General features: G+C 68.6%; 22 protein-coding genes. 15 read left to right on the top strand and 7 right to left on the bottom strand.

Going from position 1 to position 20,106, the window contains the following annotated elements; translation table 11 throughout:
• The first annotated feature begins 30 nt into the window (after nucleotides 1-30).
• The 6 genes from AVE30378_RS00880 (at nucleotide 31) to AVE30378_RS00860 (ending at nucleotide 5,090) form a co-directional block, all read left to right on the top strand.
• Complete coding sequence (locus tag AVE30378_RS00880; RefSeq protein WP_129239040.1) at nucleotides 31-741, top strand: ribonuclease activity regulator RraA; 711 nt, start codon at nucleotides 31-33, stop codon at nucleotides 739-741.
• A 57-nt stretch (nucleotides 742-798) separates the two neighbouring features.
• Nucleotides 799-1,788 (top strand): Bug family tripartite tricarboxylate transporter substrate binding protein, encoded by a 990-nt coding sequence (locus AVE30378_RS00875; protein ID WP_129238888.1) that lies wholly within the window; start codon nucleotides 799-801, stop codon nucleotides 1,786-1,788.
• A gap of 157 nt (nucleotides 1,789-1,945) precedes the next feature.
• Nucleotides 1,946-2,821, top strand: a complete 876-nt coding sequence (locus AVE30378_RS00870) for an RNA polymerase sigma-70 factor (protein WP_129238887.1) — start codon at nucleotides 1,946-1,948, stop codon at nucleotides 2,819-2,821.
• 36 nt (nucleotides 2,822-2,857) lie between these two features.
• Nucleotides 2,858-3,166, top strand: coding sequence for a hypothetical protein (locus AVE30378_RS33080; protein WP_425265768.1), 309 nt, complete (start codon nucleotides 2,858-2,860; stop codon nucleotides 3,164-3,166).
• On the top strand, nucleotides 3,072-3,377 hold the full coding sequence (locus AVE30378_RS00865; protein WP_425265770.1) for a cupin domain-containing protein: 306 nt from the start codon (nucleotides 3,072-3,074) through the stop codon (nucleotides 3,375-3,377). Before AVE30378_RS33080 ends, AVE30378_RS00865 begins: the two co-directional genes overlap by 95 nt.
• Before the next feature lie 693 nt (nucleotides 3,378-4,070).
• Nucleotides 4,071-5,090: a LysR family transcriptional regulator gene (locus tag AVE30378_RS00860; RefSeq protein ID WP_129238885.1), complete on the top strand. Its 1,020-nt coding sequence runs from the start codon at nucleotides 4,071-4,073 to the stop codon at nucleotides 5,088-5,090.
• Here AVE30378_RS00860 and AVE30378_RS00855 read toward each other — a convergent pair.
• From AVE30378_RS00855 to AVE30378_RS00825, 7 genes are all read right to left on the bottom strand, one after another.
• Nucleotides 5,087-5,581, bottom strand: coding sequence for an Ohr family peroxiredoxin (locus tag AVE30378_RS00855; protein ID WP_129238884.1), 495 nt, complete (start codon nucleotides 5,579-5,581; stop codon nucleotides 5,087-5,089). The genes AVE30378_RS00860 and AVE30378_RS00855 overlap by 4 nt on opposite strands.
• Before the next feature lie 76 nt (nucleotides 5,582-5,657).
• A complete protein-coding gene (locus AVE30378_RS00850) occupies nucleotides 5,658-6,413 on the bottom strand; it encodes an SDR family oxidoreductase (protein ID WP_129238883.1) in 756 nt (251 codons plus the stop codon).
• A 10-nt stretch (nucleotides 6,414-6,423) separates the two neighbouring features.
• On the bottom strand, nucleotides 6,424-6,903 hold the full coding sequence (locus tag AVE30378_RS00845; protein ID WP_129238882.1) for a carboxymuconolactone decarboxylase family protein: 480 nt from the start codon (nucleotides 6,901-6,903) through the stop codon (nucleotides 6,424-6,426).
• A 181-nt stretch (nucleotides 6,904-7,084) separates the two neighbouring features.
• A complete protein-coding gene (locus AVE30378_RS00840; RefSeq protein WP_129238881.1) occupies nucleotides 7,085-8,221 on the bottom strand; it encodes a PepSY-associated TM helix domain-containing protein in 1,137 nt (378 codons plus the stop codon).
• Nucleotides 8,222-8,244: 23 nt separating this feature from the next.
• Nucleotides 8,245-10,713, bottom strand: a complete 2,469-nt coding sequence (locus AVE30378_RS00835; RefSeq protein WP_129238880.1) for a TonB-dependent siderophore receptor — start codon at nucleotides 10,711-10,713, stop codon at nucleotides 8,245-8,247.
• A 144-nt stretch (nucleotides 10,714-10,857) separates the two neighbouring features.
• The gene (locus tag AVE30378_RS00830; RefSeq protein ID WP_129238879.1) at nucleotides 10,858-11,772 is read right to left on the bottom strand and encodes a FecR family protein; all 915 of its coding nucleotides are present in this window, start codon (nucleotides 11,770-11,772) and stop codon (nucleotides 10,858-10,860) included.
• Between the two features lie 4 nt (nucleotides 11,773-11,776).
• Nucleotides 11,777-12,292 carry an RNA polymerase sigma factor gene (locus AVE30378_RS00825; RefSeq protein WP_129238878.1) on the bottom strand — a complete coding sequence of 172 codons (516 nt, stop codon included), beginning with the start codon at nucleotides 12,290-12,292 and terminating at the stop codon, nucleotides 11,777-11,779.
• 205 nt (nucleotides 12,293-12,497) lie between these two features.
• Between AVE30378_RS00825 and AVE30378_RS00820 the strand changes: the two genes are divergently transcribed.
• From AVE30378_RS00820 to AVE30378_RS00780, 9 genes are all read left to right on the top strand, one after another.
• The gene (locus tag AVE30378_RS00820) at nucleotides 12,498-13,427 is read left to right on the top strand and encodes a TauD/TfdA dioxygenase family protein (RefSeq protein ID WP_129238877.1); all 930 of its coding nucleotides are present in this window, start codon (nucleotides 12,498-12,500) and stop codon (nucleotides 13,425-13,427) included.
• A complete protein-coding gene (locus AVE30378_RS00815) occupies nucleotides 13,424-14,446 on the top strand; it encodes a Bug family tripartite tricarboxylate transporter substrate binding protein (RefSeq protein ID WP_129238876.1) in 1,023 nt (340 codons plus the stop codon). Before AVE30378_RS00820 ends, AVE30378_RS00815 begins: the two co-directional genes overlap by 4 nt.
• Before the next feature lie 100 nt (nucleotides 14,447-14,546).
• On the top strand, nucleotides 14,547-15,383 hold the full coding sequence (locus tag AVE30378_RS00810) for a transporter substrate-binding domain-containing protein (RefSeq protein ID WP_129238875.1): 837 nt from the start codon (nucleotides 14,547-14,549) through the stop codon (nucleotides 15,381-15,383).
• A gap of 17 nt (nucleotides 15,384-15,400) precedes the next feature.
• Nucleotides 15,401-16,138, top strand: coding sequence for an amino acid ABC transporter permease (locus tag AVE30378_RS00805; protein ID WP_129238874.1), 738 nt, complete (start codon nucleotides 15,401-15,403; stop codon nucleotides 16,136-16,138).
• A complete protein-coding gene (locus AVE30378_RS00800; protein ID WP_129238873.1) occupies nucleotides 16,128-16,946 on the top strand; it encodes an amino acid ABC transporter permease in 819 nt (272 codons plus the stop codon). The genes AVE30378_RS00805 and AVE30378_RS00800 overlap by 11 nt, the downstream gene beginning before the upstream one ends.
• The gene (locus AVE30378_RS00795; protein WP_129238872.1) at nucleotides 16,933-17,775 is read left to right on the top strand and encodes an amino acid ABC transporter ATP-binding protein; all 843 of its coding nucleotides are present in this window, start codon (nucleotides 16,933-16,935) and stop codon (nucleotides 17,773-17,775) included. Before AVE30378_RS00800 ends, AVE30378_RS00795 begins: the two co-directional genes overlap by 14 nt.
• Before the next feature lie 18 nt (nucleotides 17,776-17,793).
• Nucleotides 17,794-18,423 carry a cysteine dioxygenase family protein gene (locus tag AVE30378_RS00790; RefSeq protein ID WP_129238871.1) on the top strand — a complete coding sequence of 210 codons (630 nt, stop codon included), beginning with the start codon at nucleotides 17,794-17,796 and terminating at the stop codon, nucleotides 18,421-18,423.
• Nucleotides 18,420-19,637 (top strand): cystathionine beta-lyase, encoded by a 1,218-nt coding sequence (gene metC, locus AVE30378_RS00785; RefSeq protein ID WP_129238870.1) that lies wholly within the window; start codon nucleotides 18,420-18,422, stop codon nucleotides 19,635-19,637. The genes AVE30378_RS00790 and metC overlap by 4 nt, the downstream gene beginning before the upstream one ends.
• A gap of 121 nt (nucleotides 19,638-19,758) precedes the next feature.
• A complete protein-coding gene (locus AVE30378_RS00780) occupies nucleotides 19,759-20,106 on the top strand; it encodes a VOC family protein (RefSeq protein ID WP_129238869.1) in 348 nt (115 codons plus the stop codon).

The raw sequence follows: 20,106 nt of genomic DNA, 5'->3' as shown, positions 1-20,106 counted from the left end.
CCCCCACACTCCGGAGCCATCGTGTCCCCAATGCATCCCGAAACCCGCGCCAGGCTGGCCGGCGTCAGCACCGCCACCCTGTGCACCGCCTTGTTCAAGCGCGGCCTGCGCAACCAGTTCATCCAGGACGTGCGTCCGCTGAACGCCTCGCTGCCCAACATGGTGGGCCCGGCCTTCACCCTGCGGTACATCCCCGCGCGCGAGGACCTGAACACCATCAAGGTATTCGAAGACCGCTCGCATCCGCAGCGCGTCGCGGTCGAGACCTGCCCGGAAGGCGCGGTGCTGGTCATGGACAGTCGCAAGGACGCGCGGGCGGCGTCGGCCGGCTCCATCCTGGTGACGCGCCTCATGAAGCGCGGCGCGGCCGGCGTGGTGACGGACGGGGGCTTTCGCGATTCGCCCGAGATCGCCGAGCTGGGCTTCGCCGCCTACCACCAGCGCCCGTCGGCGCCGACCAACCTGACCCTGCACCAGGCGCTGGACATCAATACGCCCATCGGTTGCGGCGACGTGGCCGTGTTCCCGGGGGACATCGTGGTGGGCGACCGCGAGGGCGTAGTGGTGATCCCGGCGCACCTGGCCGACGAGATCGCGGCCGAGGCCGTGGAAATGACCGCCTTCGAGGATTTCGTGACCGACCAGGTGCGGCAGGGCGCGTCCATCCTCGGCCTGTACCCGCCCACCGATCCGGGCACCAAGGACAAATTCGCCGCATGGCGCAAAGAACAGGGCCGCTGAGCCTTGCCGCCGGCGCCGCCGGCATCCCAGACCGATAACCAGAGGCAGGAGACAATCATGAATACGCAACGACGCGGCGCGCTGGCCGCGCTGCTGGCCGGCGCCATGCTGGGCATGCTGGCATTGCCCGCCCGCGCGGCCGACTGGCCCACGCAGAAACCGATTTCCTATGTGGTGCCGTTCACCGTCGGCGGTTCGACCGACGTGGTGGGCCGGGTGCTGGCCCAGAAGCTGGGCGACCGCCTGCACCAGAACGTGGTCGTGGAGAACAAGCCCGGCGCGGCCGGCGGCATCGGCGCCACCTATGTCGCCAAGGCGCCGCCCGACGGCTATACGCTGTTCGGCGGCACTATCAGCACGCACGCCATCAACGCCAGCCTGTACAAGAACCTGAAGTACGACCCGGTCAAGGACTTCGAGCCGGTATCGCTGATCGCCTACCTGCCCAACGTGCTGCTGGTGGACCCGAACCTGGGCGTGAATTCGGTGGCAGACCTCATCGCGCTGCTCAAGCGCGACCCGAGCAAGCGCACCTTCGCGTCCTCGGGCGCCGGCACCTCGACGCACCTGGCCGGCGAACTCTTTTCCGGCATGATCGGCGTGCCGCTCACGCACGTGCCGTACAAGGGCACGCCGCCCGCGATGGTGGACGTGTCCTCGGGCGCGGTGACCTTCATGTTCGACCAGATGACGGCGGCGCTGCCGCTGCTGCAGACGGGCAAGCTCAAACTGCTGGCCGTCACCACCAAGGACCGCATCGCGCTGGCGCCCGACGTGCCGACCATGCAGGAGGCCGGCGTGCCGGGTTTCCAGATGGCGTCCTGGCAGGCGGTGTACGCGCCCAAGGGCACGCCCAAGCCCATCCTGGACAGGCTGGCCCAGGAGATCGCGCTGATCCTGAAAGAGCCGGACGTGCAGGAGAAGCTGGGCAAGACCATGGGAATGGAACTGGTCGGCAGCACGCCGGATCAACTGCGCGACCTGATGGCGACTGAAATCCCGCGTTGGGCGGAAGTCGTGAAGCGGTCGGGCGCGACGGTGGAATGACCGGCGGGAGGGGGCGGCCACCGGCCTGGCGCTCGTCCCCGTGTCCGTGTGCGGCGCGATCGCCGCGGGCCGGCCGGGGCGCTTGCCGTTTTCGGGGGGAGACCGCAAAATAACGCGCGTCTCCGATCATTTCATGCCCTGGCGCGGGCGTTCGCCCATGACCGACTCCACCAGCCTGTTCAACCGCCATCGCGCGCGCCTGCACGCGATCGCCTACCGGATGCTGGGCGCCGTCGCGGAGGCCGAAGACGTGGTGCAGGACACGTGGCTGCGCTGGCACGAAGCGGACCCCGCGGCGCTGGACAATCCCGAAGCCTGGCTGGTGACGGTGGCCACGCGCCTGTCCATCGACCGCCTGCGCGCGGCCAAGGCGCAGCGGGAGAGCTACGTGGGCATCTGGCTGCCCGAACCCGTGCTGATGCCGGCGCCGGCCACGCCCGAGGAAATCCGCGAATTCGCCGATGACGTTTCGGTGGCCTTCCTGTTCATGCTGGAGCGGCTGTCGCCCGAGGCCCGCGCCGCGTTCCTGATGCGCGAGGTGTTCGACGAGGATTACGAGGACGTCGCGCGCACCCTCGGCAAGACCGAGGCCGCCTGTCGCCAGTTGGTGCGGCGCGCCAAGCAGCAGTTGCGGCAGGAGACTCCCCGCCATGCCGTGCCGCGCGAAACGCACCATCGCCTGATGGAGGGCTTCGCCGACGCGATGCGGCGGGGCGACTTCCATGGCCTGCATGCCTTGCTCAACGACAACGCCGAACTGATCGGCGATGGCGGCGGCAAGGTGCCCAGCTTCGCCAGCCTGGTGGGCGGCAAGCGGCTGGCGCAACTGTTCTATGCGGGCAAGAGGCGGTATGGGGACGATCTGCGGGTGGAGGTGGCGCTGGTGAACGGGCAGTGGACGCTGCTGCGCTTCATCGAGGGCAAGCTGGAATCGGTGCAATCCTACGAAACCGACGGCGAACGCATCGTCCGCGTGCTGGTGCAGCGCAACCCGGACAAGCTGGCGCGCGTGGCGGCCAGGTTCGAAGGCTGAGCCGCGGCCGCGCATTGGTGCTGCGCGGACAACATCGTGATCCCGCGCGGGCATCTACCGGGGCGCCGCCGGGTTTCCTACCATGGGCCTGTTTCCACTCACCATCGAGGAAAAGGCCATGTTGAAGATCATAGGAAAGGGGCTGCCCTTCGCCGCCGCCGGCGCGCTGGCGGGCCCGCTGGCGTTTGCCGCGCCGCCGCACGCGGCGGCGCATGCCGGCAAGCCGGCCGACCCCATCGTGACCGAACTGATGACCCGGGACCTGCCCGACATCGCCGGGAAGGACGTGCTCATGATCACGGTGGACTACCCGCCGGGCGCGGCCGATCCGGTCCACCGGCATGATGCGGACAGTTTCATCTACGTCCTGCAAGGCAGTATCGTGATGCAACTGCGGGGCGGCAAGGAAGTGACGCTCAACCCCGGCCAGACTTTCTACGAAGGCCCGAACGACGTCCATACCGTCGGACGCAACGCCAGCCAGACCGAACCGGCCAGGTTCCTGGTCCTGCTGATCAAGAAGCAGGGCGCTCCGGCGGTGCTACCAGCGCAGTAGGATGGGTGCAGCGCGAGAGTTCTTAAGAAAGAACTCAAGTATCCAGCGCGCGAAACCCATGCGGCCGTGGGCAGACAATGCCCGGCATCGGCCGGAAAACAATGCAGGTGTCTGACACCCGTGAAACGCCGGTGCAAGCCGAAGCCTTGTCTCCTCGGGTGTCAGACACCCGGGGAGGATTCGGGTGACGGTGCAGGTGTCTGACACCCCTGAAACGCCGGTGCAAGCTGAAGCGTTGTCTCCTCGGGTGTCAGACACCTGGGGAGGATTTGGGTGACGATGCAGGTGTCTGACACCCCTGAAACGTCGGTGCAAGCCGAAGCTTTGTCTCCTCGGGTGTCAGACACCCGGGGAGGATTTGGGTGACGATGCAGGTGTCTGACACCCCTGAAACGCCGGTGCAAGCCGAAGCCTTGTCTCGTCGGGTGTCAGACACCCGGGGAGGATTCGGGTGACGGTGCAGGTGTCTGACACCCCTGAAACGCCGGTGCAAGCCGAAGCCTTGTCTCCTCGGGTGTCAGACACCCGGGCAAGCACGCCGGGTGGGATATCTACCGACGTCAGTCCAATCGATTGCGGCAGCATGGGTTTCGCGCGCTCGATACTTGAGTTCTTTCTTAAGAACTCTCGCGCTCCACCCATCCTACTTCCCGCTCGGCGTCACAAAACGGACGGCTGGCGCGTCTTAGGGATATGGACACCAAAAAATCCCCCGCCGACACTGCCGCCGACCCTCTTGCCGCCCCGGGAACGGGCGCCGATTCGCTGGCGGACAGCTTCGCCACGAGCTATGCCGGCGTCGTGGCCTTTATCGCCGTCGCGTCCGAAGGCAATTTCGCCAAGGCCGGCGATCGCCTGGGCATCGGCCGTTCCGCCGTCAGCCGCAGCGTGCAGAAACTGGAAGACCAACTGGGCATCCGGCTCTTCGTGCGCACCACCCGCAGCACGTCGCTGACGCGCGAGGGCGAACGCTTCTATGAGAATTGCTTCCCGGGCGTCGAACGCATCGTGCAGGCGCTGGACGATATGCGCGAATTGCGCCAGGGGCCGCCTTCCGGCCAACTGCGGGTGTGCTCGACGGTGGGCTTCGGGCGCAAGATCGTCGCGCCGCTGCTGAAGGGATTCCGGGACGCCTATCCGGACATATCGGTGGAACTCATACTGGACGACGCGTCCACCGACTTCACCAAGGACCGGATCGACGTGTCGTTCCGCAACGGCCGGATGGAGGACAGCCAGGTGATCGCCAAGCAGCTCATTCCCATGCAGATGCTGCTGTGCGCATCGCCCGCCTACGCCGCCGCCCACCCGCTGCCGCGGGAAATCGAGGACCTGGCCGGGCACCGCTGCGTGAATTTCCGGCTGGCGTCGGGGCGCGTGTACGAATGGGAGTTCAAGGTGGGCGGCCACATGCGCAAGTTCGCGCCGCCGGCCATGCTGGCCTTCAACGATGCCGACCTGGTCCTGCAGGCGGTGCTCGACGGCGAGGGCATCGCGCAGATGGCCGGCTACCAGATCAGCGAGCACCTGCGCGCCGGCACGCTGGTGGCCTGCCTGCCGCAATATTCGCCCGACGACCGCGGCCACTACCTTTGCTATCTGAGCCGCCAGCACCTGCCGGGGCGCATCCGCGTGTTCATCGACTACATGACCGCGCGCATCCGCGCGCTGGACCTGCAGAGCCTGGACAGCCAGTTGCTGAAGAACCGCTAGACCGTCAGCACGACCACGCTGTGTATGCCTTGCCGCGCCATCTTGGAATAGGGGCACAGCCGCTCGGTGTTGCGCACCAGTTCCTCGGCCACCGGCCGGTCCAGCCCGGGCAGGCGGATCGTGATGTGCGCGGCCAGGGCGTACAGGCCGTCCACGGGGTCGCGCCCGAACGTGACGGCCGCCTTCACCGTGGCGTCGGGAATCGCCAGGCCGGCCTTGGCCGCAAGAAGGCAAAGCGCGCCGTGGAAGCAGGCGGCGTAGCCGGCCGCGAAGAGCTGTTCGGGGTTGCTGCCGCCGCCGGGGCCGCCGAGTTCGGGCGGCAGCCGCAGGTCGACCTGCAGCGCGCCGTCGTCGGAGCGCGCGATGCCCGAGGCCCGGCCATGCGCGGCTTCGCCTCCCTGCACGGTCACGGTGGCGGTATACAAGGGCTGGAATTCTTCCCCGCGGTACTTGTCCAGCAGGGTCAGGGGAGGAGGTTGCAGTTTGCTCATGAGTGTCCCGTCGGGCCGGCTCCGGGGAAAGTGGCGGCGGCGATCGCCGAAGCCGCCATTTTCGTCCCGTTCGTCTTTACGTTCTTGCGTTCGAACGGCTGAACCATGTCTCGAAGCCGGTCTCGCCGAGGCGCGGGCCAGGCCCGGGCACCAGGGTGTCGTCCTCCAGCAGGGCGCCGAAATAGCGCGCCTGCCCGTCCGCCATGACCTTGCGCCCGTCGCCGGACTTGAGCAGATAGCGCTGCACGAGGGCCGCCAGCCGCACCCGCTCGGGGCCGGCGATTTCGATGATGCCGTTCACCGGCGGAGCCAGCGTGGCGTCGGCCATGGCCAGGGCCACGTCGTCGGAAGCGATGGGCTGCACGTAGGCGGGCGACAGGCGCACTTCTTGGCCCACCGCGCCGGATTGCACGATGCCGCCCAGGAACTCGAAGAACTGGGTGCTGTGGACGATGGTGTACGGGATGCCGGCGGCCTCGATCAGCTTCTCCTGAGCGATCTTGCCGCGGAAGTAGCCGCTTTCGGCCAGGCGGTGCGTGCCCACCACCGACAGCGCCACGTGATGGCGCACGCCGGCCGCGGCTTCGGCCGCCAGCAGGTTGCGGCCCGAGGTCTCGAAGAACTCGAGCACGGCGCGGTCCTCGAAAGAGGGCGAATTGGCGACGTCCACCACGACGTCCACGCCGTCCAGGGCTTCGGCCAGGCCTTCGCCCGTGATGGTGTTCACGCCCGTGGCCGGCGACGCGGCAATGGCGTCGTGGCCGCGCCGGGCCAGGATCTTGACGAGTTTGGAACCGATCAGGCCGGTTCCGCCGATGACGAGGATTTTCATGGCGGTCTCCTTAGTCCAGCTTGGCCTTGTCCAGGCCGTAGGCCTTGTCGGCCGAGCCCGGGACGGTGCGAAAGCCCACGTTCAGGCGGTTCCAGCCATTGATGGCCATGACCGCGAAGCTGAGGTCCGAGATTTCCTGTTCCGAGAACTGCGTGCGCACGCGTTCGTAGATCTCGTCGGGCACGCCCTGCGCGGGCAACTGGGTCAGGACTTCGGTCCAGGCCAGGGCGGCGCGCTCGCGCGGCGAAAACAGCGTGGATTCGCGCCAGATGGCGATGTGGTGCAGGCGCAGTTCGCGTTCGCCGTGGATCTTGGCCTGCTTGACGTGCATGTCCAGGCAGAAGCCGCAGCCGTTCATCTGGGATGCACGGATCTCGACGAGATGCAGGATCGGCGATTCGATGGAGCCCGACTGCAGAAGCATGCCGAATTCGACGAACTTCTTGAACAGCTCAGGGGATTGCGTGAAGGCGTTGACGCGTTGGCTCATGATGATTCCCTCGGTGGGTGGACGCTGCCCGCGGGGCGGGCCGAAGAGTACGTTGCGGGGGTTCGGGCAACGGACAAATCGTAGGCGTCGAGGGAATCCCGCGGTAGACGCGGCGAGGGGATCACCATGTTGCCTGCGCGGCACCAATCGTCCGCGCGCGGGGGGCCGGGCGGCCCCGGCCTCAAGGCGCCGGGCGCGGGCTGCCCGCCGGGCCTGGCCGGCGCCGCCGCCTCGGCAGATACAGGTACAGTCCGGTGACCAGCACGGCGATCATCGCCAGGTCCAGCAGGGCCCAGATCACCTTCAGCGGCAGCCCGGCATAGTCGCCGAAATGCAGGGGCCGCGAACCTTCCAGCGCCCACATGTACCAGGGCGGAGGGGCGGCGCTGATGAGGGCGCCGTCATGGATGCGAACGACGACGGGATGCAGCAGATGCCGGGTCAGCGCCGTGCGGCCCTGCATGAACACGGTGTAGGCGCTCTCGGACGAGAACAGCGAGCCGGGCATCGCAAGAAAGCTGACGTCGTGGTCGGGCAGCGTGCGCCGCGCCAGATCGACCGCGGCCTGCAGCGGCCGCGCGGCGGGCGGGCCCGGGGGCGGCGCGGCCGATTGGCGGGCGGCCGCGTGTTCGCGCCAGGCGGCGAAGACAAAGGAATCCAGCGTGTTGATGGCGCCGGTCAGGCCGACCACGGCGGCCCAGGCCAGCAGCACGATGCCCGCCAGATTGTGCAGGTCCAGCATGCGCAGCGGCCGCGAGCGCTGCCTGCGCACGGTGCCGAAGGGAATCTTGCGCATGTAGCGGCCGTACAGCGCCACCCCCGACACGAGCGACGCCAGGAAGAGCGCGCCCATGCCGGCGAGGATCAGGCTGCCGGGCAGCCCCATCAGCATGTCCGTGTGCAGGCGCAGCAGCACGGCCATGGGCCCGCCGTGGCGCCAGTCCTTTTCGCTCCAGGCCTCGCCGGCGATCTCGGGGCCGCGCGCGTCCACCAGCGCGAACGGCTTCTGTCCGGGGGCGCCGGGCGAAAGGCCGAAGCGGTACTGGTCGGGCTCGTCCAGCCAGACGATGAAGCGGACCGCGCGCCCGGGATACCGGCCGCGCACGAGTTCCGCCATGGCGTCCACGTCCTGCGCGGGGGCGTCCTGGCGGGAAACCGCCGCGCCGGCGGGCGCATCGAGCCAGGCGTCGATCTCGTCGTGGAAGATCAGCGGCAGCCCCGTGATGCACAGCATCAACAGGAAGAGGGTGCACGCCAGGCTGGACCAGGTGTGGATCCATCGCCAGGCGCGCAGTCGCGCGGTGGAATCGTCGTTCATGCGGGGACGGTGGACGGGTTGCGCTACCAGCGGTAGGTCAGGGTGCCGATCACGGTGCGGCCGGCGCCGTAGAAGCACTTGGTCGCCGTGGCGCAGGCGGACACGTATTCCCGGTCGAACAGGTTGCTGGCGTTGATGGCGGCGGTCAGCCCCTTGAGCGACGGGATGCTCTGGCCCAGGTCATAGCGCAGCGCGGCGTCGACGATGGTGAACGACGACACCTTCATCGTGTTGTCCGCGTTGGCGTAGCTGCCGCCCACGTAGCGCACGCCGCCGCCCAGGCTGAGCCCGGCCAGCGCGCCGGCGCGGAACGTGTAGTTGGCCCAGGCGTTGGCGGTGTGGCGCGGCACGTACGTCGGATGCTTGTCCTGCGCGGTGGTGCTGCGGGTGTTGACGTTGTCCATGTAGGTATAGGACGCCAGCAGGTCGAGGTTGCGCGTGAGCGTGGCCTTGCCTTCGAGCTCCAGGCCGCGCGAACGGACTTCGCCCGTCTGGATGCTGTAGTTGGTGTTGGCCGGATCCGTGGTCAGCACGTTGGTCTGCGTCAACTGGTAGACCGCCGCCGTGATGAACGCGTCCTGGCCGGGCGGCTGGTATTTCACGCCGGCTTCGTACTGTTCGCCTTTGGTCGGCTTGAACGGATTGCCGTCGGCGTCGGCGTCGGCGACCGGCTGGAACGAGCGCGAATAGCTCAGGTAGGGCGCCACGCCGTTCTCGAATTCATAGACCGTGCCCAGGCGCCACGTGAAGGCGCGGTCGGACTGGTCGGTGGACGTGCCGCCGATGCGCTCGCGCCGGTCGTTGCCGGCCCAGTCCTGGCGGATGCCGCCCAGCACCGTCCATTGGCCGATCTTCAATTGGTCCTGCGCATACAGGCCGATCTGGTCCAGGGTCTGCTTGCTGCGCGACGTGATGGCGGGCGTGTCGATCGGCGCCGAGTAGTCGGGCTGGTTGATCGACAGCGACGGCGCGGCGCCCATGCCCTGTTCTTCGCGGTAGCTCAGGCGCTGGTAGTCGATGCCGAAGAGCGCCGTGTGCGCGACCGCGCCCGTGTTGAACTTGGCCTGCGCATGGTTGTCCGCCGTGATGGCGTCCATGTTCGCGTAGTTGACGATGGCGCGGCGCATCAGCAGCGGATTGGCCGGGTCGGCGGCGTTCAGGCCGGTGGTGTAGACGCTTTTGTAGTCCACGTCCGTCTGCATATAGCGGAAGTTGGACTGCACCGACCAGACGTCGTCGATCCGGTGGTCCAGCAGGTAGCCGACGGCGGTCTGGGTGCGCTTGAATTCGTCGAACCGGGGCGAGCCGTCGAAGAAGCTGCGGCCGATGCGGCCGCCGCCGGGCAGGTCCTCGACCGTGCCGACGGCGGGCAGGAAGCCGTAGTAGCCGCCATAGGGATCGTGCTGGTACTGCGCCAGTATCGTTAGCGAGGTATCGGCATTGGGCCGGAAGGTGACGGCGGGCGCGATCGCCACGCGCTCGTCCTTCTGGTAGTCGATCTGCGTCTTGCCCGTGTGGGCCACGCCGGTCAGGCGGTAGAGCACCTTGCCGGCCTCGTCCACGGGGCCGCCGAAGTCGAAGCCGACCTGGCCGAAGCCGTGGCTCCCTGCCTGCAGCTCGATCTCGTGCAGGGGCGCCGCCGTCGGCTTCTTGCTGACCAGGTTGACCAGGCCGCCGGGCGTGCCCTGGCCGTACAGCACCGAAGAGGGGCCGCGCAGCACTTCGATGCGTTCCAGGTTGTAGGTGTCGATCTGCGGGATGGCGTAGTTGGCGCCCAGCAGGCGCATGCCATCCTGGTACGAATAGTCGTAGTTGATGCCGCCGCCGAAGCCGCGATAGATCACGGTGTCGTAGCGCGAACCGCCCGCGCCGCGATACTCCGCCGTGAGCCCGGGGGTATAGCGCAAGGCCTGCCGCACGTTCTGCGCGGCCTGGTCGTCCATCTGCCGGCGCGTGACCACCGAAATGGATTGCGGCGTTTCCAGCAGGAGGGCGTCGGTCTTGGTGCCGGCGGCGGACGCCTCGGCCACGTAGCCGGCGGTTTCGAACGCGCCCTGGACCTTGATGGGGTCCAGCGTGGCGGCGCCGGAGGCCTCCGCGGGCAGCGGCGACACGATCAGCGTGTTGCCGCTGCGGCGGTAGCCCAGTCCGGAGCCCGCCAGCAGGCGCGCCACGGCTTCGTCGCGGGTGTAGCTGCCGCGCAGGGCGGGCGCGGTCTTGCCGCGCGCGATGTCGCCGCTCATCACAAGCTGCACGCCGGTCGCCTCGGTGTAGGAAAGCAGGGCGCTGGCCAGCGGCTGGCTCGGAATATCGAAACTCTGCCGCGCCGCGGCCGCGCTGGCGGCGGCGGCCTGGGCGTGCGCGGCGGACGGGGCGCCGCCCCATGCGGTAACGGCGAGGAGCGCCGCGGCCAGCAGGCTGGGGCGGTGGCGGCCGAAGCGCGCGCGCGCGCCGGAATGGCGAAGAGGATAGGGTTGGTGTGCGGCCGGCATGTGCGGTTGCCCTTGTTCGTGGTTCGGTGTCGCGAGGGCGCCTGGCGCGTCCTCTCTCTGTCAAACACCCGGCGGCGCGGAACCAATGATCGAACGGGGCGGAAAGATGGTAACTAAAAGTAACTTGTCGACTGGCGGGCGTAGCTAACGGGCGTAGACCAGCGTGGCGTATCCGGCCACGACGCGCAGGCGGATGGGAAAGGTCTCCGCCAGGCCGCGCAAGGCTTCCTGCGGATCCGAGACATGGAACGCCGCCGTGACGGGCAGGGCGCCCACGCCCGCGTCCATCAGGAAGATCGGGCCGCGCTGATAGCGTTGCAGTTCGGCCAGGACGGTCGCCAGCGGAACGTCGTTGAACACCAGCCGGTCCTGCCGCCAGGCCAGCGTGGCGGCCTGGTCGAACCGGACGGGCGCCGCGCCGCCGGATTCGCCGTATTGCATCTGCCAGCCGGCGGCGACGGTGACGGCCGCGGCGCCGGGGCGCGGCCGCACGGCCACGGCATGTTCGGTCACGGAGACGGTGACGATGCCGTCCAGCAGCTTGACGTCGAACTGGGTGCCCAGCGCCGTGGTGACGCCGTCGCCCGCCTGCACGGAAAACCGGCGGGCGGCGTCGGCCGCCACCTGGAAATAGGCCTGGCCGCGATGCAGGGTCACGTGGCGGCGTCCGGCGTCGAAACTGACCGACAGCGCCGAGTCGCTGCCCAGCTCGACGGCGCTGCCGTCGGCAAGCACGATGCGGCGGCGTTCGCCCACGCCGCTGCGATAGTCCGCCAGGAAGTGCTGGCGCGACAGGACGTAGAGGGCGGGCACGGCCGCCAGCGCGGCCAGCGCGCCCAGCACCGCGCGGCGGCGCTGCATGCGCCGGGCGGCGGGACGCACCAATTCGAAACGGTTCCACAGCGCCTGCGCGCGCGCATAGGCGGCGGGATGGGCCGGGTCTTCGTCCAGCCAGCGCGCGAACGCGCGGCGGTCCTGCTCGGCGGCATCCTCGTCGTTCAGCCGCGCCAGCCATTCCAGCGCGGCGAGATAGACCGGGTCTTGGGCGGGATGGGACATGGGCTCAGGCGGCGGCGGGCGGCGAATCCAGCAAGGCGTCCAACTGTGCCATGGCGGCCACGACTTGCGAGATCACGGTGTTGCGGCTGGTGCCCATGCGTTCGGCGATTTCGTCATAGGACAAGCCTTCGATGCGCTTGAGCACGAAGGCCTGGCGGCGGCGTTCGGGCAGGGCCGCGATCGCTTCGAGCAACCGTTGCAGTTCGCGCCGGTACATCACGATCGTCTCGGGCGTGGGCCGGGAGTCGGCGATGTGTTCGACCTCCAGCCCCGCCAGTTCGACGTCCGCGCGGCGCCGGGCGTCGCGCAGATGGTTCAGCGCCAGGTTGTGCGCGGCCTGCTTGATGTAGCCCGCGTTCACCTGGGCGCCGTCGCCGCCCCTGCGCAACAGGTTCACGAAGGCTTGCTGCACCACGTCCTCGGCCGCGCCGTGATTGCCGACGATGCGGCGCACGAACGCGCGCAGGCGCCTGACTTCGGCTTGGTAGAGGGTGGCGATATCGCCGGCAGGCACATTCATGAAAGACGCGGCGGGGCGGGCCCGCGGTGAGGGTGTACCAAATACGATTGACAATGGTTCTCAATTATAGCGAGGTTCTTTGCTCATGCCCGGTTTGCGGCCCGATCGCGCGCATCGCCGGGCATTTTCACATTGCGTATCGGTATTTGTTGGGCATGTTGCGCGCCCCTATCCTGTTTTCACCGATATCCATAGGGGCAGGCACATGACCACACTCGAACGCACGCGGCTGGATATCCGGCCGCTTTCCGTCTTCACCGGCGCCGAGATCCACGGCGTGGACCTCAGGCAGCCATTGGCGCAGGACGAGATCGACCAGATCAAGGCTGCGCTGCGGCGCTGGAAGGTCGTGTTCTTCCGCGACCAGCACATCGACCATGCGCAGCACCTGGCCTTCGCGCAGCATTTCGGGCGGCCGACGTCGGCGCATCCCTACGACGCCAACCCGCCCGAAGGCTATCCGCAGATCCGCACGATTTCCTCCAAGTCCACCGTCGGCCGGCGCGGCGAGCGCTGGCACACCGACGTGACGGGCGTGGTCAATCCGCCCGCGGCTTCCATCCTGCGCGCGGGCAGGCAAGTGCCCGAATATGGCGGGGATACTGTGTTCACCAATCTCGAGGTTGCGTACCGGCACCTGTCGCCCGCGGTGCGCGCGCTGGCCGACGGGCTGTGGGCGCGGCACCAGTTCGGCGGCTACAACGGCGACCTGGACAACCAGAGCCTGTACGCGCAGCGGGTGCAGGCCAGCCCGCTGGTGTCCGAGCACCCCGTGGTGCGGGTGCTGCCCGACACGGGCGAACGCGTGCTGTTCGTCAACCCGGGCTTCACGCGGCGCATCAAGGACGTGAGCGAAGAGGAAAGCCGCCACCTGCTGAACCTGTTCTTCGACGAAATCACGCGGCCGGAGTACACGGTGCGTTTCCGCTGGCAGCCCGGCAGCATCGCTTTCTGGGACAACCGCGCCACGGCGCACCAGGGGCCGGGGGATTTCGCCTACCTGGACGTGGAGCGGGTGCTGTACCGCATCACGCTGGAGGGCGACGTGCCGGCGGGCATCGACGGCCGCCATTCCAATGCGGTGCTGGGCAAGCCGTTCAGCGCCTTCGGCATCGACACCGGAGCGGCCGCATGAGCATCGAGCGCAAATCCATTGTCCGCGGAGGGCTGGGGCTGCTGGCCGCCGTGGTGCTGGGCGTGGGCCTGCTCGGCAATTTCGCCGGTTCGGCGCCCGTGCCCGGCGAAGACGCCAACCGCTACCCGAACCGGCCGGTCAAGATCATCGTGCCGGTGTCGGCCGGCGGCAGCGCCGACAAGCTGGCGCGCACCGTCGCGCAGAAGCTGGGCGAGAAGTGGAACCAGAGCGTGGTGGTCGAGAACCAGCCCGGGGGCAGCAGCGCCATCGGCAACGCCGCCGTGGCCCATGCGCGCGGCGACGGCTATACCTTGCTGCTGGCCGGCGACGCGCTGTCGCTCAACGCCCTGCAGCCGGGCAAGCTTTCCTACGATCCCCTGCGGGATCTGCGGGGCGTGACCAAGGCCGTCGTCAACCCGCAGTTGCTGGTGGTGCGCCCCGGCCTGGGCGTGCGGACCTTCCAGGAGTTCGTGGAACTGGTGCGGCGCCGGCCGGGCGAGATCTCGTTGGCCTTGCCGGGCGGCGCCGGCAGCCTGCAGCACCTGGCGGTGGAACTGCTGAACGAGCGCATCGGCGCCAAGACCAACCAGATCCCTTATCCCGGCGGCGGGCCCGCCACGCTGGACGTGCTGGGCGGCCACGTGGACGCCATGCTGATCACCCTGGCCGCGGCCACCGAGAACGTGCGCAGCGGCAAGCTGGTGGCGCTGGCCGTCACCACGCCGTACCGCTCCAAGGCGCTGCCCGACGTGCCCACCGTCCAGGAAGCCGGGCTGGCGGACTATACGGTCGAAAGCTGGCAGGGCTTTTCCGTGCCGGCTTCCACGCCGCGCGCCATCGTGGACCGCATCCACCGCGACGTGGTGGCGGTGCTGCGCGAACCGGACACGTCCACGCTGCTGGAGAACCTGGGCTTCACCATCGCCGCCAGCACGCCCGAGGCCGTGGACCAGACGGTGCGCGACGACATCGCCACCTACCGGCGCGTGATCGTCTCGGCGGACGTGCAACTGAAATAGCCGCGCCGCCGGACTCATATTGATATCTGAAACGCTTCTTTGCCTTGGCGTCCGGCTGCACGCAGCATGGAGGTCCGTTCACTGCACACGACACAACGATATGGCTATCCGCAAGACACCGGGCGCGGCCCGGACCGCATTGTTCCTGGCGCTGGCCCTCGCGGCCGGCGCGGCGCACGCCGACGCGACCCTGGACAAGGTCAAGGAACGCGGCACGATCACCATCGGCGTGCTGGCCAACGGCGGCGTATTCGGTTCGCTCGATCCCGCCACGCAGCAACTGGTGGGCTGGAACCCGGAACTGGCGCGCGAACTCGCCAAGGGCCTGGGCGTGAAGGCCGAACTGGTGCAGGTGCAGACCGCGACGCGCACGCAGTTCCTGATATCGGGCAAGGTGGATCTGCTGATCGCCTCCATGGAGCTGAATCCGGAGCGCGCCGAGATCCTGGGGTACGCGCCCACGCCGTTCTTCCGGGTCGGCGGGGCCGCCGCCACGCTGAAGACCAGCGGCATCGCCAAGTGGGAAGACCTGCGCGGCAAGCCGGTGTGCGTGTCGCAGGGCAGCAGCTTCGCGCGCCCGCTGTCGGCCGACTACGGCGCGCAGGTCAAGGGCTACAAGAGTTCGTCGGATTCGCTGCTGGCGCTGCGCGGCGGGCAATGCGTGGCGGCGGTGCACGATTCCACCCTGATCCATCCCTTGCTGCGCAGCAACCCCGAATGGGCGGACTACCACGCGCCCATCGCCACCGAAGTGCTGCCCGCCAATTCCGTCGTCTGGACCCGCAAGGGCGAGGCCGACACGATCGCCGCCGTGGACAAGGTGGTGCAGGACTGGCATCGCAGCGGCTGGCTGATCGCCACCGAGAAGCGCCTGGGCATCGAACCGCCGCAGCCGCTGCTGGAAGAGCTGCACGCGAAATACAAGCAGGGCAGTTGAGCGCGGGAGGCGGCGGCATGATCGAGTCCGCGTTGCGGGCCTGGGTGGCTTTCTTCAAGCCCCTGGGCCTGAACTACAGTTTCGTGCTGGATCCCGGCGAGCTGGCCGCGTTCGGCCATGGCCTGCTGGTGACCTTGCAGTTGTGCGCCTGGACCATTCCGGCGAGCCTGCTGTTCGGCGTCCTGATCGCCGCCGGCCTGACCAGCGGCCGGGCCTGGCTGGCGCGGCCGCTGCAGGCCTTCGTGGAAGTCACCCGCAATACGCCCACGCTGGTGCAGTTGTACTGCGCCTTCCTGGTCCTGAACATGCTGATCACGCAGAAGCTGGGCGGCGGCAATCCCGTCACGCCGTTCGCCTGGGTAGTGATCGTGGTGGCGCTGCACAAGGGCGTGTTCCATGCCGAGGCCCTGCGCGCCGGCATCCAGGCCGTGCCGGGGGTGACGATGGAGGCGGCGCGGTCGCTGGCGTTTTCGCGCGGCCAGATCCTGGTCCAGGTGCAGTTGCCGCTGGCGCTGCGCTTCGCGCTGCCGGCGCTGGTCAACAACCTGGTGGACCTGGTGAAGATGACCGCGATCGCCTCGGCGATCGCCGTGGGCGACGTGACCTACGAATCCATCATGATCTGGTCGTACCGGGACAATGTGCTGGAGCTGCTGCTCCTGATCCTGCTGTACTTCGGCCTGCTGACGTGGCTGGTCGGCGCGGGCGGGCGCTGGCTGGAAGAACGATTGAGGATGCCCGGCTATGGCCAATGATCTGGCCTGGAACAGGGACGGCGGCGCGGCGCCGCGGGCGCGGACCCTGGCGCTGCTGCGCGATCCGTGGGTGATCCTCCTGCTGGCGCTGGCGGCGCTGGGCCTCGCCTGGGCGGCCACCGGCACCGCGCCGGCCGCCGTGCGGGCGCTGTGGCAGTGGTCGCCCGCGCTGCTGCGCGGGCTGGGGGTCAACATCCAGATCAGCGTGTTGGCCATGGCGCTGGGGACGATCGCCGGCCTGGCGGTGGGCGCGTTGTCGCTGTCGCCGTCATGGCTGCTGCGGCGCCTGACGCGGGCCTACGTGCTGCTGTTCCGCAATGCGCCGATCCTGGTGCTGGTGTATTTCACGACCTACGTGTTCCCGTTCGAACTGGGCGTCGGGCGCTGGAGCGTGCCGTTTCCGGACTGGATCAAGGTCGTGATCGGCCTGGGCCTGCCGGCCAGCGCCAACGTGGCGGAGATCTTCCGCGGGGCGATCCAGTCGATCCCCAGCGCGCAGTGGGAAGCCGCCCAGTCGCTGGCGTTCCGCCGCGCCCAGATCTTCCGCATGATCGTGTTGCCGCAATGCGTGCGCCGGATGCTGCCCTCGTGGATGAACCTGTACGCCAGCATCACGATGAGCACGTCGCTGGCCTCGCTGGTGGGAGTGCACGATCTGGTCGACACGGCTACCGTGGCCAGCAACACCGTGGCCCGCACCGACTTCACCATCCTGGTCTATTTCACGCTATTGGCGCTTTTCTTCGCCTATTGCTATCCCATCGCGCGTTGGACGCGGTATCTGGAACGACGCCATGAGCATCATTGATTTCGAGGCGGAGCCCGCGCCGCTGGTCAGCCTGAGCGACGTGCACCTGGCCTTCGGCGAGACCGAAGTGCTCAAGGGCATCGACGTCGAGGTCAAGCAGGGCCAGGCGGTGTCGATCATCGGCCCCTCCGGGTCGGGCAAGTCGACCATCCTGCGCTGCATCACCGGCCTGCTGCGTCCGCAGCGCGGCGCGATCGAGGTCGGCGGCGTGCGCGTCGACCGCCTGAAGACGGAAGCCGAACTGATCGGCCTGCGCCGGCGGGTGGGCTTCGTCTTCCAGCAATACAACCTGTTTCCGCACCTGAGCGTGCTGCAGAACCTGGTGATCTCGCCGGTCAAGGTGGGCGGCGAGCCGCGCGCGCAGGCCGAGGCCCGGGCGCGCGAACTGCTGGCCAAGGTGCGCATGGAACACAAGGAAAGCGCCTACCCGGGCGAGCTGTCGGGAGGGCAGCAGCAGCGCGTGGCGATCGCGCGCGCGCTGGCGCTGCGGCCCGAACTGATCCTGTTCGACGAAGTGACCTCCGCGCTGGATCCCGAGATGGTCGGGGAAGTCCTGACCGTGATCCGCGACCTGGTGCAGGACGGCCTGACCTGCATGCTGGTCACGCACGAAATGCGCTTCGCCGAAGAAGTGAGCGACACCGTGTATTTCACGGAGGCGGGGCGCATCGTCGAGTCCGGCCCGCCCGCGCGCCTGTTCGGAGCGCCCGCGAGCGAGCGCACGCGCGCCTTCTTGCAGCGTTCGTCCGGCGCTTCGGCGGCGCGCAAGGCCGCGCCCGATCCCATCGAAACCTATTTGACCTTCGACCCGCTGCGTCTCGCAGTGTGACCGCTACTGGAGCCGTCCATGACCCTAGAATCCCCGATCGCCGCCGAACGCCGACTGCAGGTGCAGGCGGCCCTGTCCGATATCCAGGCCCTGCTGCCGGCCGCCGGCGCCGTGACGCGCGAGCACCTGGCCGCCGTCACGACCCGGCTGGAGCGGCTGGCGCAGCGGCGCGAGCTGTTTCCCGTGTCGGACTTTCCGCCGCCGGCCGCGGGGCAGGGCGTGGGCGCGTCCACGCGCTACCGGCTGAATCCGGACGACGCCGCGGACGCGCCCGCGCTGTACCTGAACTCTATCAACCCCGGCAAGACCACCTTGCCGCACAACCACACGACCTGGGCCTGCATCGTGGCGCTGTCGGGGCAGGAACTGAACCGCGTGTACCGCCGCAGCGACGACGGGTCCCGGGCCGGCCGCGCCACGCTGGAACAACTGCGCGAGGTCGTGGTGCAGCCGGGGCAGTCGGTTTCTTTCCTGTCGGATGACATCCACAGCATCCACGTCACGGGCGACACGCCGACGCTGCATTTCCATCTTTACGGCCAGCCGCTGGAAACGCTGTCCGGCCGGATCGGCATCGACCTCGCCACGGGCGAGATCGTGAACTACAACGCCACGCAGATGAAGCCGGGCCAGGAGGTGCGCGCATGAGCCTCACTCAAGCCCGCGTCCAGACCCGGCTGGTGCACGCCGGATCGCCCGAACTGAAGCAGGGGGCCGGTCCGGTGAACGTGCCCGTCGTGCGCACCAGCACCGTGCGCTTTGCCGATACCGCCACGCAAGCCGCCCTGGGCCGGCAGCGCGCGGCCGGCGAGCGCGTGGCCACCTATGGCCGCCACGGCCTGGATACGCACCAGGCGCTGGAAGAGGCGGTGGCGTCGCTGGAAGGCGGTTACCGCAGCGTGCTGGCGCCCTCCGGGCTGTCGGCCATCGTGCTGGTGCTGCTGGCGACGCTGGCGCCGGGCGACCATGCGCTGGTGTCGGACGGCGTCTATTCGCCCGTGCGCAAGGTCGACCGCGCGCTGCTGCAGCGCTATGGGATAGAAGTGGAGTATTTCTCGGCCGCGCGCGACGAACTGGAGCCCCTGATCCGCCCGAACACGCGGCTGCTGTACCTGGAGTCGCCCGGTTCGCTCCTGTACGAAGTGCTGGACCTGCCGGCGCTGGCCGCCGTGGCGAGGCGCCATGGCGTGCTGGTGGCGGCCGACAACACCTGGAGCGGCGGCCTCTACTATCAGCCGCTGGCGCTGGGCGCGCACATTTCCATCCAGGCCGCGACCAAGTACCTGGCGGGCCATTCGGACGTGATGATGGGCGTCGTGACGGTGGACGGCCCGGATCTCGCCAGGCAGATCGGCGCGACGTTCGACGCGCTGGGCCTGGCGGTCGGGGCGGACGACGCCTACCTGACCTTGCGCGGACTGCGCACGCTGGACGTGCGGCTGGCGCGCCACCACGAGAACGCGCTGGCCGTGGCCCGCTACCTGGCGGGGCAGGCGGACGTGGCGCGCGTGTACTACCCGGCGCTGGAACAGGACCCCGGCCACGCGCTGTGGCGGCGGGACTTCAGCGGCGCGAGCGGCCTGGTGTCGTTCGCGTTCAGGGACACCGACCCGGCCGCCGCGGCCCGCTTCATCGACGCGCTGCGCTACTTCGCCATCGGCGCGTCCTGGGGCGGCTACGAAAGCCTGGCGCTGGAGGCGGCGCCCGAGCGGCTGGCCGAGCACGGCAACTGGCGGGAAAGCGGCCTGGAGCGGCAATCGGTGGCGCGCCTGCACATCGGCCTGGAAAGCCCGCTGGACCTGATCGAGGACCTTGAGCGCGCCTTCGGCGCAACCCGCGACGCCTTGCGCCGCAGCGCCTGAGGCATATGCAAATAAGCGCGTTTCTTTAGGGCTTCCGGCTATGTAGAAGCAACTTCATCCTCTTTGTCCGGCGGTGCCTTCGGGCACTAGAATTTGCCTTGTTCCATGTTGGCGGCAGGGCATGTCTTCTCTTTCGATCGAATCGGTACAGCTTCCCTTCCTTGCGCAGCGGCTGGACGCCGTGCGCGAGTTCTATCACCGCGTCATCGGCCTGGACGAGGTCGCCTGCGGCGACGGCCAGCGCCTGCGCTTCGCGCTGGGCGAGGCGACGTTGTCGCTCTCGCCCGTGGACGAGGTCAGCCGGGCCGTCAGGCCCGACTACCTGGCGATCAAGACTCGCGCCTACGACGATATCCTGGCGCGCCTGACGCGGGCCGGGCACCATCCCGTCTGTTCGCTGCCCGAGGCCTCGCCCCGGGTGATGTACGTGAAAGACCCGTCCGGCAACCAGTTGGCCTTCCTGGGCTGA

It is taken from the genome of Achromobacter veterisilvae, assembly GCF_900496975.1.
Taxonomy (GTDB): Bacteria; Pseudomonadota; Gammaproteobacteria; order Burkholderiales; family Burkholderiaceae_B; genus Achromobacter; species Achromobacter veterisilvae.
This window is presented reverse-complemented; position numbering and strand designations above follow the sequence as displayed.